The 15,520-nt window shown below is 68.8% G+C and carries 9 protein-coding genes and 2 tRNA genes; 3 read left to right on the top strand and 8 right to left on the bottom strand.

Going from position 1 to position 15,520, the window contains the following annotated elements; all coding sequences use genetic code 11:
* Positions 1-91: 91 nt before the first annotated feature.
* Complete coding sequence (locus KEC56_RS02720; RefSeq protein WP_227529706.1) at positions 92-6,118, bottom strand: GH92 family glycosyl hydrolase; 6,027 nt, start codon at positions 6,116-6,118, stop codon at positions 92-94.
* Between the two features lie 169 nt (positions 6,119-6,287).
* On the opposite strand from KEC56_RS02720, the gene KEC56_RS02715 reads away from it, so the two are divergent.
* Both KEC56_RS02715 and KEC56_RS02710 read left to right on the top strand, forming a co-directional pair.
* A complete protein-coding gene (locus KEC56_RS02715; protein WP_227529705.1) occupies positions 6,288-7,316 on the top strand; it encodes a LacI family DNA-binding transcriptional regulator in 1,029 nt (342 codons plus the stop codon).
* 175 nt (positions 7,317-7,491) lie between these two features.
* Entirely contained in the window at positions 7,492-8,568 is a 1,077-nt protein-coding gene (locus KEC56_RS02710; RefSeq protein WP_227529704.1) for a 3-deoxy-7-phosphoheptulonate synthase, read from the top strand.
* Positions 8,569-8,659: 91 nt separating this feature from the next.
* Here the strand turns inward: KEC56_RS02710 and KEC56_RS02705 are convergent.
* The 5 genes from KEC56_RS02705 to KEC56_RS02685 form a co-directional block, all read right to left on the bottom strand.
* Positions 8,660-8,732 (bottom strand) — tRNA-Ala (locus KEC56_RS02705).
* Positions 8,733-8,759: 27 nt separating this feature from the next.
* Positions 8,760-8,833: transfer RNA gene (locus tag KEC56_RS02700), tRNA-Ile, on the bottom strand.
* 53 nt (positions 8,834-8,886) lie between these two features.
* Entirely contained in the window at positions 8,887-9,699 is an 813-nt protein-coding gene (locus tag KEC56_RS02695) for a DUF4097 family beta strand repeat-containing protein (protein WP_227529703.1), read from the bottom strand.
* Positions 9,696-10,379, bottom strand: coding sequence for a response regulator (locus KEC56_RS02690; protein ID WP_227529702.1), 684 nt, complete (start codon positions 10,377-10,379; stop codon positions 9,696-9,698). The genes KEC56_RS02695 and KEC56_RS02690 overlap by 4 nt, the downstream gene beginning before the upstream one ends.
* On the bottom strand, positions 10,367-11,656 hold the full coding sequence (locus tag KEC56_RS02685) for a sensor histidine kinase (RefSeq protein WP_227529701.1): 1,290 nt from the start codon (positions 11,654-11,656) through the stop codon (positions 10,367-10,369). The genes KEC56_RS02690 and KEC56_RS02685 overlap by 13 nt, the downstream gene beginning before the upstream one ends.
* Before the next feature lie 94 nt (positions 11,657-11,750).
* Between KEC56_RS02685 and KEC56_RS02680 the strand changes: the two genes are divergently transcribed.
* Entirely contained in the window at positions 11,751-12,464 is a 714-nt protein-coding gene (locus KEC56_RS02680) for a VIT1/CCC1 transporter family protein (RefSeq protein ID WP_227529700.1), read from the top strand.
* 58 nt (positions 12,465-12,522) lie between these two features.
* Here the strand turns inward: KEC56_RS02680 and KEC56_RS02675 are convergent, their stop codons facing one another.
* Positions 12,523-12,927: a DUF3566 domain-containing protein gene (locus KEC56_RS02675; protein WP_227529699.1), complete on the bottom strand. Its 405-nt coding sequence runs from the start codon at positions 12,925-12,927 to the stop codon at positions 12,523-12,525.
* A complete protein-coding gene (gyrA, locus tag KEC56_RS02670; protein WP_227529698.1) occupies positions 12,924-15,506 on the bottom strand; it encodes a DNA gyrase subunit A in 2,583 nt (860 codons plus the stop codon). The genes KEC56_RS02675 and gyrA overlap by 4 nt, the downstream gene beginning before the upstream one ends.
* Positions 15,507-15,520 lie beyond the last annotated feature (14 nt).

Genomic DNA, 15,520 nt, shown 5'->3' with positions numbered 1-15,520 from the left:
GGCCGACGCCCCTCCTGATCGTCCCGCCCTGGGGGAGGCGTGGATCAGGAGGGGCGCCGGGGCTCAGCGGGCCCCGGGGAGCCCGCGACCATCAGGCCGCGTCCGGAGAGCGGCGGCGACGGAACAGGAACAGCGCTCCGCCGGTGACCAGCAGTCCGAGGATGACGATGAGGAGGGCGACCGGCACCGAGCCGCCCGTCGACGGCAGGCCGCCGTCCGCGCCGGCCGCCGCGGTGACCGCGAGCGCGGCCTCTGCGGACAGACCCGAGTCGGATCCGGTCACGACCAGCGTGTGATCGCCCACCGGCGCATCCAGCGGCACGGTCACCTGCGCCCGGAATGAGCCGGAGCCGTCGACGGTGACCTCGGCCAGCCGGATCGGGTCGGAGTGCAGGTCGACCTGCACGACCTCGCCCGCCTGGAATCCGCGGCCGATGACCTCGATGGATCCGCCCTGCACGACCGTGCTCGCCGACACGTCGATCTCGGCCTCGAGCACGGGAGCGTCGCGGACGGTGATCGTCAGCGTCTCCGACACGGATGCCTCGAACTCCTCAGGATCGGAAGGGGTGAACCGGGCGACGTAGGTGTGCTCGCCGGAGGTGGCGATGCGCACATCCGCGCTCGCGGTGCCGCCGGTGACGCTCGCCGCGCCGACCACGGTCTCGCCCTCGACGATCTCGACCTGTCCGGCAGCGGATGCCGGGTCGACCGTCGCGGTCAGGGTCACCCGGTCTCCGGCGACCGGGTCGGACGCGTCGGAGCGCAGGGCCGTCGTGGTCTTCTGCGCGCTCTCGGCCGGTGCCGTCACGCGGATCGTGGCGCTGGCCGGGGTCTCGGAGACCTCGCCGATCGCCGTGACCGGATACGCGCCGTCGGCAGCGGCATCCGGAACGACGACCTCGGCGGCGAGCGCGCCGTCGGCGTCCGCCTGCGCGCTCACATCCTCGCCGTCGCCGAACCGGACGGCGATGGCCTCCTCCGGAGCGAAGCCGGTGCCGGTGACCGCCACGACCTCACCCGGTGCCGCCTCATCCGCACCCAGCACGATCTCGGGGGCGTACTCGGGTGCGGGGTCGTTCACCTCGATCTTCACGGACGCGTCGGCCGACCGGACGCCGTCGTCCGCCGTGACGGACACCGTGTAGGTGCCGGCTGCGGCATAGGCGTGCGTTCCGACGATCGCGCCGTCGACGACCTCGACAGAGGTCACGGCCGAGCCGTCGCCCCAGTTGACGATCGCGGTCTGCCCGGGCTCGCCGCCCGTCGCCGTCGCCAGGGTCGCGGTGAACTCCTCACCCGTGATCTGCGCGTCGACCGCGGCGGGCTCGAGGGCGAGGGGAGTCGCGCCCGTGCGGTCTCCGTCGGATGCCACGGCGAACACGTGCACGCGTCCGTCGCGCAGCGTGCCGGCCTCGGTCGGCATCGTCAGCGACTCGACGATCTTCGGGGCTCCCGAGGCGTCCGTGTCGAGCATGATCGGGGCGGTGGCGTAGATCGCGGTGTTCTTCACCGTCGACTCGGCCGACGTGCCGGACAGGCGGCCCTCCGAGACGGCGACGACCGTGTTGCCGAACGCCGGGTTGCCGGATGCTCCCACCCAGTCGCCGAACGAGATCTTCACGGTCTGCTCGGTGCCGTCGGTGAAGTGCAGCACGGCCTCGGGCTCGCGGTTCTTCTCGGTCGCGGTCCCGACGAACCCGATCTGCGTCGCGCCCTCGCCGAGATCGATGCGGACCGTCTGACCCTCACCGGTGATGTTGTCGGGCTTGCCCGGCTCGATCGCGGGGAGGTCGTAGGTCAGGTCGGAGCCGGGAACCGTCACGGTCTCGCCCTGGACGAAGCCGTCAGCGGCGAGCTTGTCACGGAAGTAGCCGTAGTTCTGGCCGTCGCAGTTCGCAGCGGTGACGCCCAGGTCGCCGATGCAGACCACGTTGAAGGATCCTGCGAGCGTGTCGTCGCGGAACACCGTGATCGTCGTGGATGCCGCCGCGGCGGCTCCGCCGGAGTCACGGACGGTCACCGTCGCCGTGTAGACGCCCGGGGCCGTGAAGGTGTGCGGCGCGCGTACCTGCCATCCGCCAAGGTCGTCCCTCGTCAGCGTGACCTCGTCGACCTCCGAGCCGTCGCCGTAGTCGACCGAGACGTCGTATCCGGAGGCGTCGTCCTCGGTGCCGACGACCGTCGCGAGCACGCCTGTGAACGATGTGTCCACGGCCACCTGCTGGTCGGAGCCCGCCGTGACGGTGAGGCCGTCTGCGGCATCCGCTTCGGCGAACAGCTCGACCTCGGCGAGCGCGAGCGCGCCCTCCTGGGACGACGCCTGGAGTCGGATGCTCGTGAAGGCGCCCGTCGCCTGGGGGCTGAACGGCCGCGTCTGCGTGCCCCAGCCGAAGCTCTGGCCATCGCGGCTGTCGAGCTCGACCCAGTTCTCGCCGTCCATGGAGCCGGACAGCGTCCAGCTGCTCGGGGCCGACGCGGCCGCGGCGCTCGTCAGCGTGTACTGCCCGATGCTCACCGGGCCCGACTGGGAGGTCCACACGAGGTCGGCACTGCCGCCTGAGAACGTCGCCGAGGAGCGCATGCTGTCGTCCACGAGCGCAGCGACGTTCGTTCCGTCGGCGGCCGTGAGAGTGCCGCGCCCGGTCTTGGTCGCGTCGACCATGGTGTCGGGAACCGCGAGGTCCTCCTCGAGATCCTTGGCGCCCCACGAGCTGGCGGTGTCGCTCATCGAGAACTCCAGCGTGCCTCCTGCTCGCAGGAGGTCGCCGTCGAAGGTCGTCTGGTCGATCGGCTCGCCGTTCAGCGTCACGCCTTCGACGTAGGTCTTGCCCTCCGATGCACCGGGGGCCTTGATCACGATGTCGCGGTCGCCGAACGACAGGGTGGCGCTGTCGAACAGCGGAGTGCCGATCGTGTAGTCGCCGGAGCCGACCTCGAGCGGGTAGAAGCCGAGGGCCGAGAAGACGTACCAGGCCGAGAACTCGCCGTTGTCCTCATCGCCCGGGTACCCCTGACCGATGTCGGAGCCGACGAAGAGCCGGTTCTGGATGTCGCGGATGAGTTCCTGCGCCCCGCTCGGATCGCCGGCCTCGGCGAGCACGTACGGGATGTGGTGGGCGACCTGGTTCGACATGCCGAGCATCCCCAGACGCACGTCGCGCGCCTCGCGCGCCTCGTGGATGCCGGAGTGATCGGCCATCTCCCGCGTGGTCAGGAAGCTGTGCAGCTCGTCGACCAGACCGGCGCGCCCGCCGTAGAGGGCGGCGAGGCCGGCGACGTCGTGCGGTGCGTGGAAGGCGAAGGTCCAGCCGCTCGCCTCGGTGAACGCGCCGCCCCAGGCCTTCTTGTCGAAGTCGGCGCCGTCGGGCCAGCTGCCGTCGGCGTTGCGAGCCGTGAAGACCCCTGCATCGGGGTTGTACATCTCGGCGTAGTGCTGAGCACGCGCCTGGAAGTACTCGGCCTCCTCGAGCAGCTGGTCGACGCGGGCATCCGGGGTCTCCGGGTCCTCGGCGAGCGCCGCGGCCATCTCGGCGATGCCGAAGTCGTTGATGAAGCCCTCCAGGCCCCACGATGCGCTCTGATGAGTGCTCTCGGCCGTATAGCCGAGGAAGATCGACTGGTCGAGGCCCTTGCGGCCGACGGCGTTGCTCGCAGGCAGCACCGTTGCGTTCTTCAGGGCGGCGTCGTACGCCTCCAGCGCTGTGTCGGTGTCGAGCGCTCCGGCGAGGTACGCCTCGGCGAACGCGACGTCCGAACTCGTGCCGGTCATGAGATCGGCGTAGCCGGGCGAGGACCACCGGGCGATCCACCCGCTGTCGCGATACTGCTGCACGAAGCCGTCGACGAGTTCGTCGGTCACCTCGGGGTAGAGCAGCGAGTACAGCGGCCAGGCGGTGCGATAGGTGTCCCAGAAGCCGTTGTTGACGTAGATCTTGCCGTCGACGATCTTCGCGTTCGTGTTCGTGTCTGTGGCCGCGCCGGTGGTGCCGGCCACGGGGCTGGCGTACTTGTAGGCGGGATCGGCGGCGGTGCCGACGTTCTCGAACTGCGAGTTCGGGTACAGGTTCAGCCGGTACAGGCTCGAGTAGAGGTTGACGAGCTGGGCGTCGGTCGCGCCCTGAACGTCGTGGACGACCGAGAGGCGGTCGTTCCAAGCATCCTGAACCGCCTGGTGCGCCTCCTCGAACGAGACGCCGTCGAGCTCGAACCCGTGGTTCTTCTGCGCCTGCTCCTGCGAGATGAACGACGATGCGATGCGCAGCTCGACGGTCTTGTCGCCGGTGGTGTCGAACGCGGCGTAACGAGCGGTCTTGTTGCGGTTGCCGTTGGTGGTGGGGCCGGCGGCACCCGGAGCGGTGTCGAACGTGCCGTAGACGAACATGCGGGTGCGACCGGGCCATCCCGATCCGCCGTCGACCCAGCCCGAGACGGTGTCGCCGTGGATGGTGAGCTTGGACGAGTCGACGGTCTGGTCGACGAGCACGGATCCGGCGTCTCCGTCGAACGTGAAGCGATAGATGGCTCCGTGGTCGGTGGCGGTGACCTCGGTGCGGATGCCGTTGTCGAAGGTGACGTCGTAGATGTCGGGCCGTGCGGTCTCGTTCTCGCGGTGGAACGTCAGCCGACGGTCGTTCAGCGTCGAGGTCGGGTTCGCGTTGGCGGCGGGGAGCACGGCGAGCTGGTTTCGGTCGCCCATCCAGATGCTCGGCTCGTGCGAGAAGCCGATGCCCTGCAGCGCGGGCAGGTTCTGCGCGGTGTTCGCGCTCTGGTACTCGTACAGCGTGCCGACGCTGTTGGCGTTCGTCATCGGGGTGATGAAGTTGAACCCGTTGGGCACGGCGGTGGCGGGGAAGTTGTTGCCGCGCGAGAAGCTGCCGGACGAGTTGGTGCCGCGACGGGTATCGACGTACGACACGAGGCCGGCAGAGGTGTCGCGCGGTTCGAGCGCATCGATGGTGATGTCGTCGATCCAGCCCGACACCGAGGTGCCGGCGGCGGCCGGCTCGACGGCCGAGACCTCATCGCCGGGGTGGTCGTAGGAGAGCCGGATGCCGGTGACGGTCTTGCCCGCGAAGGCGCCGAGGTCGACGGTGACCTTGTTCCACTGATCGGGCCAGAGCGCGTTCGATGTGCCCTGGGCGCGTGCGTCGGCTGCATAGCCGTACGAGTCCACGGCCCCGGACTGCGACAGGGTCTCGCCGCCCGCGAACGTCAGGTCCACCGCGACGAACGTCGAAGCGTAGGTCTGCTCACCGTCGAGCTCGGGGAAGACGAGGTACGACAGGGCGGTGTCGGCCTCGACCGCGATGTCCAGGTCGTCGTAGAGCACGCTCGTCGAGGAGGCGGGCCCGTCGGCGATGTGCTGGCCGACGTAGTGCAGCGAGCGGACGCCGGTGAAGCCGACGCCGGTCTTGGCGGTGCTCGAGCTGCGCGGTCCGTCGCCGATCTCGAGCATGAGGTCGGAGGGCTCGAGTTCGGCGTCGAGGGACGTGATCGGCTCCCAGCCGGCGAGCTGGACGAGGCCGCCAGACTGGTTGGCGAGCACCTCGAGGCGGTAGTGCAGGTAGGGCGCGCTGGGCTCGTCGAGGTCGAAGACGCGGGTCTGGCCGCGGCCGGTGAAGGTCTCGCCGCTGCGCTGGTCGATCGTGGTCCACGTCGTGCCGTCGTCGGACCCCTGCACGCGGAAGTCGCGGGGATCGCGCTGGGCGGCATCGTTTCCCGACGTCAGGGTGTAGCGGGCGATCGGCTGGGCCTCATCGAGGTCGTACTGCGCCCATCCCGAGTTCTTGAACATCAGCCACTTCGACCCGGCGTTGCCGTCGGCGAGGTTCGCGGCGACCTCTCCGGGCGGGTTCTCCGCGGATGCGGTCACCTTCGTGACGTGCGAGAGGATGCTGCCCGGCGCGAACTTGGCTCCGGAGATGTTCACCGCGTCGCCCGTGCCGGTCAGGACGGGGGCCGCGTCGTCCGATTCGAAGGACGACGAGAACGAGGTCGCATCGTCCGCCGTCGCGGGGCTGGAGATCAGCATCGCCGCCGTCACCGACAGGGTGATCGCCGTTGCGATCGCTGCGCGCCGTGTGCGCGTCGCTCGTGTCCGGTTCGAAACCGTCATGCCCGCTCCTTGTGCATCGTTGCCCGGGGTCAATGACATCGCTGTCATACGATGAGAAACGTATCACAGCGGACGCGTGCGGGGGAAGGTGCAGTTCGCACCTCGCACCGCGAAGCACATCGCATCGCGTCATAATGAACCACCGGGTTACGGGGGACGAGGAGACCACATGAGCAGGACGGCCGATCCGGCATCCCCTCGGGCGACGCTGGCGCAGGTTGCCGAGCGGGCGGGGGTGAGCCTGAAGACGGCATCGCGCGCACTCGGCGGCGAGGACTATGTCAGCCAGGACACCCTTTCACGCGTGCTCGCCGCTGCCGCGCAGCTCGACTATCAGCGCAATGCCGCCGCGAGCCTGCTCGCCAGCGGGCGTCTCGCCGACTCGATCGGGCTGATCATGGGTGATTTCACGAACCCGTTCTACTCCGCACTCGCTCAGGCGATCGAGGACGAGGTGCGCCCGCGCGGCATCCATCTCTCCGTCGCGAACTCACGGGAGTCCGCCGACGAGGAGAGGCGGGTGGCGAGGGATTTCGCCGACCGGCAGACCAAGGCACTGATCGTCGTGTCAGCCCTGCACGACCACGCCGAATACGCGCAGCTGCAGGCTCGAGGCGTGCCGATCGTGTTCGTCGATCGCCCGGCCGAGAACCTCGCCGCCGACTCCGTCGTGTTCGACAACCGGGCCGGCGGACGGCTGGCGGCGCGTCACCTGCGCGACGCCGGACACTCGCGGATCGCCTTCATCGGCGATTTCGCGTGGCTTCCGACGTCCCGCGAGCGGATGGCCGGGATGGCCGATGTGCTCGACGGAGATGCCCCGGTCTGGCGCGAGCTGCTGCGTACGGACGTGCACGACGTCGCATCCGCGCGCGCGGCGACGGCGGGGCTGCTCGCGCTCGACGAACCGCCGACCGCAATCGTGGCGGGGAACAACCGCATTCTCCTGGGTGCGCGGGAGCAGATCGGCGAGGCCGCGGACGCCCCGGCGCTGGTCGGCTTCGACGACGCCGAATGGGCGCGGTTGCTGGGGATCAGCGTCGTGACCGGCGACGTCGAGGCGCTGGGCAGACGGGCCGCGGCACTGGCCGTGCACCTGCTGGGCGACCGTCGGCACGCCTCGGAGCAGGTCGTGCTGCCGATGACCCTGACCGTCCGGGAGTCGAGCGCCCGTCACGGGACTTCGCGCATGGGGTAGTGTTCTTCGCATGACAACCCGTTGGTATGCGTATTTCGAGTCGGCTCTGGAGGGGCCGGCGATGAACTGACGCATCCCGACACCTTCAGAGCCGACAAGCCAGAGCATTCGCTCTGGCTTTCGCCGTTTCGGCGGGCTCTGCATCCGGGTCCGCCCTCTCACCAGGACAGGACCCATGAGCACCATCACCGCAAGCGAGACCACCGCCGACCTGCACGTCTCGAGATTCACGACGCTCCCGTCGCCCCGCGACATCTCCGCCGATTTGCCGATCGGGGAGGAGCGGGCCGGCCTCATCGCCCGCACCCGTCACGAGGTCAGGGCGATCATGGCGGGGGAGGACGATCGGCTGCTCGTCGTCGCCGGCCCCTGCTCGATCCACGACACGGCGGCGGGACTCGAGTACGCCGGACGCCTCGTCCGAGCGGCCGAGGAGCACCGCGACGACCTGCTCATCGTCATGCGCACGTACTTCGAGAAGCCCCGCACCACGGTGGGGTGGAAGGGCCTCATCAACGACCCGCGCCTCGACGGCAGTCACGACATCGAGGCGGGGCTGCGGATGGCCCGCGGGTTCCTGCGCGATGTGACGGCTCTGGGGATGCCATGCGGCACCGAGTTCCTCGAACCGATCAGCCCGCAGTACACGGCCGACCTCATCACCTGGGGCGCGATCGGCGCGCGGACCACGGAGAGCCAGATCCATCGGCAGCTGGCATCCGGTCTGTCCATGCCGATCGGCTTCAAGAACGGCACCGACGGCGGGCTTCAGGTGGCGCTGGATGCTGCGGCCGCGGCATCCACCCCGCAGGCGTTCCTGGGGATCGGCGCCGACGGCCGTGCGAGCCTCGTGTCGACGACGGGCAACCCCGACACGTCGATCATTCTCCGAGGGGGAGCGGACGGCCCGAACTACGACGCAGCTCACGTCGCCGAGGCAGCCGCTCGACTGGATGCCGCGATGCTCACCCCGCGCGTGATCATCGATGCGAGCCACGCGAACAGCGGCAAGGACCACGTGCGTCAGGCGCTGGTCGCGGCGGAGCTCGGCGAGCAGATCGCGACCGACGGCGTCGCGATCGCCGGCGTCATGCTCGAGAGCAACCTCGTCGCCGGCGCCCAGAAGCTGGACGTCTCCGCACGGACGCGCCTTCAGTACGGGCAGAGCGTGACGGATGCCTGCATGGGGTGGGATGCCACGGCCGACGCGCTCGCCGCGCTGGCGGAGGGCGTGCGGCGGCGGCACGGTTGAGGCCCTGGCGCATCGAGACGGGGCTTAGCACGACGAATCAGGCCCTGCCAGCACAAGTCTCGTGCGGCAGGGGCCCGTTTCGAAGTATCTGTGGAGCCTAGGAGATTCGAACTCCTGACATCCTGCTTGCAAAGCAGGCGCTCTACCAACTGAGCTAAGGCCCCGAAGGGGTATTGAATTGGAGGGAACGGTGGGGCTACCAGGACTTGAACCTGGGACCTCTTCATTATCAGTGAAGCGCTCTAACCGCCTGAGCTATAGCCCCGTCAACCTCCAAGACTTTACCGGAGTTTGACGGAAAATCCGAATCGACGCTGATCAGTCCGCAGCCCGGAGTTCGACGCTCCCGGCGGACAGGTCGACCTCGACCGCGTTGCGGGCGCTCGACGAGGTGCTGAGCCCGTTGTCGAGCGATCCGGCGCTCACATCCTGGGTCACGTCGTACTCGACGTCGGGCAGCGTCAGCTCGAGCGATCCGGCGTTCACGCCCACCTTCACCTCGCTGGGAGCCGAGCCGGTGAGCGTTGCGATGAACTCGCCGGCGGACACCTCGAAGGATGCCGTGTCAGCGTCGGCGATCTCGACATCGGCGTTGCCGGCGCTCATGTCGGCGCTCACCGAGTCAGCACTGCCCGTCAGCCGCAGCGCCCCGGCCGAGACATCGACGTCGAGCTCGCCGAAGTCGCCCTCGACGTCCAGGCGTCCCGCGCTGAGGTCGAGTGCGGCATCCAGACCGGACAGATCCTGCGGCAGCACGAGCTCGACGCTCGCGTCGCTGTTCCAGTCGCCGAACCACGACCAGTCGCCGCCCCAGCCCCACCAGAGATCCGGGTTGTGCAGCCGCAGTGTGTCTCCGTCGCGCTCGATCTTCCAGTCGCGATCGCCCCCCGTCACGTGCAGTTCGGCCTCGTCGACGTCTCCGAAGCGGATCGTGACGTCGCCGGCCGATACGTCGGCATCGAGGTCGGTGACCCCGCTGGCGTCGACGGTGGCGGAACGATCCGCTCGGTCGACGACGGCGTTCACGGCGCCGAACGCGGCGGTCGTCCCCGCACCGGCGAGCGCGATGCTGCCGATCACCGCCGTGACGATCGCCACGGCCTTGAAGCCGGTGTTCTCCTGCTCGTTCATCGTTCTGCTCCTGTCTGCGTGGGCGCGCTTCCGCCCGAATTCTCGATGTGCGCCAGTGCTGCGAGCACGCGCCGGTTGCCCGACTCGTCCGGCTCGAAACCCAGCTTCTGGAAGATGGAGGTGATGTTCTTCTCGACACTCGCCTCCGAGAGGAACAGCAAACCCGCGATCGCCTGATTCGACTTGCCTTCGGCGATCAGGGCGAGCACCGTGCGCTCGCGTTCGGTGAGCTGCTGCATCCGATCATCCCGATTGCGCCGGGTGAGCAGCTGGGCGACGACCTCGGGGTCGAGGATCGTCGCCCCCTCGGCGATCCGCTCCACGGACGCCACGAACTCGGCCACGTCCGCCACCCGATCCTTCAGCAAGTAGCCGAGCGGACCTCCCTGTGCTGCGATGAGGTCGCTGGCGTACCGCTCCTCGACGTACTGCGAGAGGACGAGCAGCGGAAGGTGCGGGTGCGACGCCCGCAGGGCCAGCGCCGCGCGGATGCCCTCGTCGGTGAACGTCGGAGGGAGGCGCACATCAAGGATGCAGAGCTCGGGGTTCGTGGTCCGCACCGCCTCGGTCAGCGTCTCGGTATCGGCGAGAGCCGCGACCACGACGTGGCCGGAGTCCTCCAGCAGTCGCACGAGTCCCTCGCGCAGCAGCACCGAGTCCTCGCAGATCAGGATGCGCATGGCAAACTCACCTCCAGTGACGTCGGACCGCCCTGCGGGCTGTCCAGCCGGAAGGTGCCACCGGCCGCGAGCACCCGATTCGACACCCCGTCGAGTCCACCCCCGGGCTGCACCTGCGCGCCGCCCATGCCGTTGTCCTCGACCCGCGCCCAGAGCGTTCCGCCTTCGCGCAACCGCACCACGACCCGGCATTCGCTCGCCCGCGAATGCTTGGCGGCGTTGGTCAGCGACTCGGCGATGGAGAAGTACACGGCCGCCTCGGCATCCCGGCTGCACCGCCCATTCATGCGCACGTCGAGGCTCACGGGGATGTGCGATCGGCTCGCGAGCGCCGAGAGGGCGGCATCCAGTCCCCGGTCATCGAGCACGGACGCATGGATGCCGCGGGCGAGCTGCCGCAGCTCCGTGATCGCCGCCTTCGTCGAGGTGTGCGCCTCGCCGATCAGCTGCTTGGCGGCATCCGGGTCCGTGTCGATCTTCTGCTGGGCGAGCCCGAGCGTCATTCCGACCGAGACCAGCCGAGGCTGGACGCCGTCGTGCAGGTCGCGCTCGATGCGGGTGCGCTCGACATCGGCCGCGCGGACGGCGCCCTCGCGCTGCGCACTGGTCGTGCGCACCTGCTCGGTGAGCTCGGCCTCGCGGTTCGCGACGACGATCGCCCGGGTCAGCACACGGTGCAGCAGCGCCAGACCCACGATCGCCGCAGCAGACACCACCACGCCGATCGCACCGAGCACCGGTGCCCAGCCGATGGCCGTCTCCGCACCGAAGAACGGGATGGTGACCGTCTCGGCGCCCGTGAGGGGCGCGAAAGCCGCGATGGCCGAGCGGATCATGCCCTCGAACAGGCGCAGGACGATCGCACCCATGATGCACGCGATGACGAAGTTCGCGATCGCGCGCCACGTGCGCCCGTCGATCAGCTGCCGCCACAGCGAGTGCAGCCACCCGCCGAAACCGGTGTGCGGGCTGCCGCGCCAGCGCAGCGGAGGAAGATCGAGACGGTACAGGCTGCTGGCGCGGGCGACCTCGAACCATGCGGTCGCGTAGAAGAGGTACACGAAGCCGACAAGGAAGAGCAGTCCGACACCGACGACGAGGATGAGGCCGAGCCCCAGGCCCAGCAGCCCCGAGAGCATCGTGAGGGCGAATGCGCCGATGACGCCGAGCCCTGCCAGATGCAGGACGGTCATCAGGATGCGCAGCGGCGGAGTCTTCGCCGGGGCAGGCGCCGCGGGCGGAACCGGCGACGCGGGAGGGACGGTCTGAGTGGTCATGCCTCAAAGGTAGGCGGGGGTCCGGGGTCGCCGACACCGAGTCATCCCGAGAGCTGCGGTCGGGTTTTCCCTACCCGTGCGCCATCATGGTGGAGTGAGCGATACACATCCGAATGAACCCCATGGCGCCGGCCTCGGCCAGAGGCTGAATTGGCTGCGCGCCGGCGTCCTCGGCGCGAACGACGGCATCGTGTCCGTGGCATCCCTCGTGGTCGGGGTCGCCGGCGCCACCACCGCCAATGCGCCCGTGCTGCTGGCGGGCATCGCCGGCCTCGTCGGCGGCGCGATCTCGATGGCGCTCGGGGAGTACGTGTCGGTGAGCAGCCAGCGCGACTCCGAATGCGCGCTCATCGAGAAGGAGCGCGAGGAGCTCGAGACGCTCCCCGAAGAAGAGCTCGACGAACTCACCGAGCTCTACCGACAACGGGGACTCAGCGAGGACACCGCGCGCCAGGTCGCTGTCGAGCTCACCGAGCACGATGCTCTGGCCGCTCACCTCGAGGTGGAGCTGGGGATCGATCAGGACGACCTCGTGAACCCCTGGGACGCCGCGATCTCGTCGGCGATCTCGTTCACGATCGGCGCCCTGCTGCCGCTGCTGGCGATCCTCCTGCCGCCCGTGGAGTGGCGGATTCCGGTGACGTTCGTCGCTGTGCTCGTCGCACTCGCGGCGACCGGTGCGATCTCGGCAGGGATCGGCGGTGCGTCCCGTCTTCGCGCATCGATCCGCCTCGTCGTCGGCGGCGCGCTGGCACTCGCGGTCACCTGGGCCATCGGCACCCTGCTGGGCACGTCGGGCGTGGCCTGATCGGCGCCAGAGACGACGAACGGCGGATGCCGGAGCATCCGCCGTTCGTGAGGGGTTCTCAGTTCGACATGAAGCCGACAAGCAGCCCGCCGGTCACCTTCACCGCCAGGTTGTAGATACCGGCGACGACAGCGCCGAGCACCGTGAACACGATGAGGTTGAGGATCGAGACCACGGCAGCGAACGCCATGACCTGGGGCAGGCCCATCAGCGAGGCGAGCGAGACCGAGTTGTCGGTGATCTGGCCGACGAAGTCATCCGCACCGGCGAGCAGACCCGTGGTCTGGAGAACCAGGTAGATGAGGAAGAACGACACCATCGTGACGATGGCCATCGCAACCGCTGCCAGGAACGAGAGCTTCACCGCCGACCAGAAATCGACATAGACCAGGCGCAGGCGGACCTGCTTTCCACCGGTCTTGCGCGTGGACTTCTTCGCCAGCCTGTCGGCTACTGTGCTCATGCGTCTGTTTCCTCAGGGCTCGGGTTCGTTTCGGGGGCCGTGGCCGTTTCAGGGGCGTCGTTCTCTGTCGCCGCCTCCGCCTCGTCGTCGTCGAGGCCCCGCTCTCCGTTGCGGGCGATAGCGAGGATGCGGTCCTTCTCGGACGTGCGGGCGAAGAGCACACCCATGGTGTCTCGACCCTTCGCGGGCACCTCGGCCACGGCAGAGCGTACCACCTTGCCACTGGAGAGAACCACCAAGACCTCGTCGTCCTCGCTGACGATCAGACCGCCCGCCAGGACCCCCCGATCGTCGTTGAGCTTGGCCACCTTGATGCCGTATCCACCGCGGTTCTGCACGCGGTACTGCTCGACCTCGGTGCGCTTGGCGTACCCGCCGTCGGTCACGGTGAACACGAAGCCCTCGGGTGCGGCGACGGATGCCGACAGCAACCGGTCGTCGCCCTTGAACTTCATGCCGGTGACACCCGCGGTCGCGCGGCCCATCGGCCGCAGCGCGGCATCCGTCGCCTGGAAGCGGACCGACATGCCCTTGCGGCTGATGAGCAGGATGTCGTCGGTGGCGTCCACGATCATGGCGCTGACGAGTTCGTCGTCCTCGCGCAGTCGGATCGCGATGACGCCGCCCTGGCGGTTGGTGTCGTACTCGCTCAGGCGCGTCTTCTTCACCAGACCGTCGCGCGTCGCGAGCACGAGGTAGTCCGCGTCGTCGTAGCCGGACAGATCGAGGATCTGCGCGATGCCCTCGTCGGGCTGCAGCGCGAGCAGGTTCGCGACGTGCGTGCCCTTCGCGTCGCGGCCGGCCTCGGGGATCTCGTACGTCTTGGTGCGGTAGACCCGGCCCTTGTCGGTGAAGACCAGCAGCCAGTGGTGGGTCGTCGTGACGAAGAAGTGCTCGACGATGTCGTCGGCACGCAGCTGGGCGCCCTTGACGCCCTTGCCACCGCGGTGCTGCGAGCGGTAGTTGTCGCTGCGGGTGCGCTTGATGTAGCCGTCGCGGGTGACGGTGACGACCATCTCCTCCTCGGCGATGAGGTCTTCCATCGACACGTCGCCGTCGAAGCCGTGCAGGATGTGCGTGCGGCGCTCGTCGCCGAAGCGGTCGACGATCTCGGTGAGCTCTGCGCGGATGATGGCGCGCTGACGCGACTCGTCGGCGAGGATCGCCTTGAAATCGGCGATCTTGATCTCGAGCGCGTCGGCCTCGTCGATGATCTTCTGACGCTCGAGAGCGGCCAGACGGCGCAGCTGCATCTGCAGGATCGCGTCGGCCTGACCCTCGTCGATGTCGAGCAGCTTCTGCAGACCCTCGTTCGCCTCTTGAGGGGTGGGAGAGCGGCGGATCAGCGCGATGACCTCGTCGAGTGCGTCGAGCGCCTTGAGGTAGGCGCGCAGGATGTGCATGCGCTTCTCAGCCTCGCGCAGACGGAAGATCGTGCGCCGCACGATGACGTCGATCTGGTGCGTGATCCAGTTGGCGATGAAGCCGTCCAGCGCCAGGGTGCGCGGCACGCCGTCGACGATCGCGAGCATGTTGGCGCCGAAGTTGTCCTGCAGCTGGGTGTGCTTGTACAGGTTGTTCAGCACGACCTTGGCGACGGCGTCGCGCTTGAGGACGACGACGATCCGCTGACCGGTGCGGTCACTGGTCTCGTCGCGGATGTCGGCGATGCCGGTGACCTTGCCTTCACGGGCGAGGTCGCCGATTTTCACGGCGAGGTTGTCGGGGTTGACCTGGTAGGGCAGCTCGGTGATCACCAGGCACGTGCGGCCCTGGATCTCCTCGACGTCGACGACCGCGCGCATCGTGATCGATCCGCGGCCGGTGCGGTAGGCCTCGTGGATGCCCTTCGTGCCGAGGATCTGCGCCCCGGTCGGAAAGTCGGGACCGGGGACTCGCTTGATCAGGCCCTCGAGGAGCTCCTCGCGCGGAAGCTCGGGGTTGTCCAGCGCCCACAGCGCGGCATCCGCCACTTCCCGCAGGTTGTGCGGAGGGATGTTCGTCGCCATGCCGACCGCGATGCCGACGGACCCGTTGACGAGCAGGTTCGGGAACCGCGCCGGCAAGACGTCGGGCTCCTGGGTCTGGCCGTCGTAGTTCGGCGAGAAGTCGACGGTCTCCTCTTCGATGTCGCGCACCATCTCGAGCGCGAGCGGAGCCATCTTCGTCTCGGTGTACCGGGGGGCGGCGGCGCCCATGTTGCCCGGTGAGCCGAAGTTGCCCTGCCCGAGGGCCAGCGGATAGCGCAGCGCCCACGGCTGCACGAGGCGCACGAGGGTGTCGTAGATCGCCGTGTCGCCGTGCGGGTGGTACTGACCCATGACCTCGCCGACGACGCGGGCGCACTTCGAGAACGACTTGTCGGGCCGGTATCCGCCGTCGTACATGCCGTAGATCACGCGGCGGTGCACGGGCTTGAGGCCGTCGCGCACATCGGGCAGCGCACGGCCGACGATGACGGCCATGGCGTAGTCGAGATAGCTGCGCTGCATCTCGGACTGCAGGTCGACCTGGTCGATCTTGCCGTGCTCGTGCCCCTCGGGGCCGGTCATTGAGCCTGTCGAAATGTCGTCAGTCATGTGTTTCTTTCCGT

This window comes from Microbacterium tenebrionis, from assembly GCF_020682665.1.
Classification (GTDB): Bacteria; Actinomycetota; Actinomycetes; order Actinomycetales; family Microbacteriaceae; genus Microbacterium; species Microbacterium tenebrionis.
Note: the sequence above shows the minus strand (reverse complement) of the source record. Positions and strands in the feature narration are given on the sequence as shown.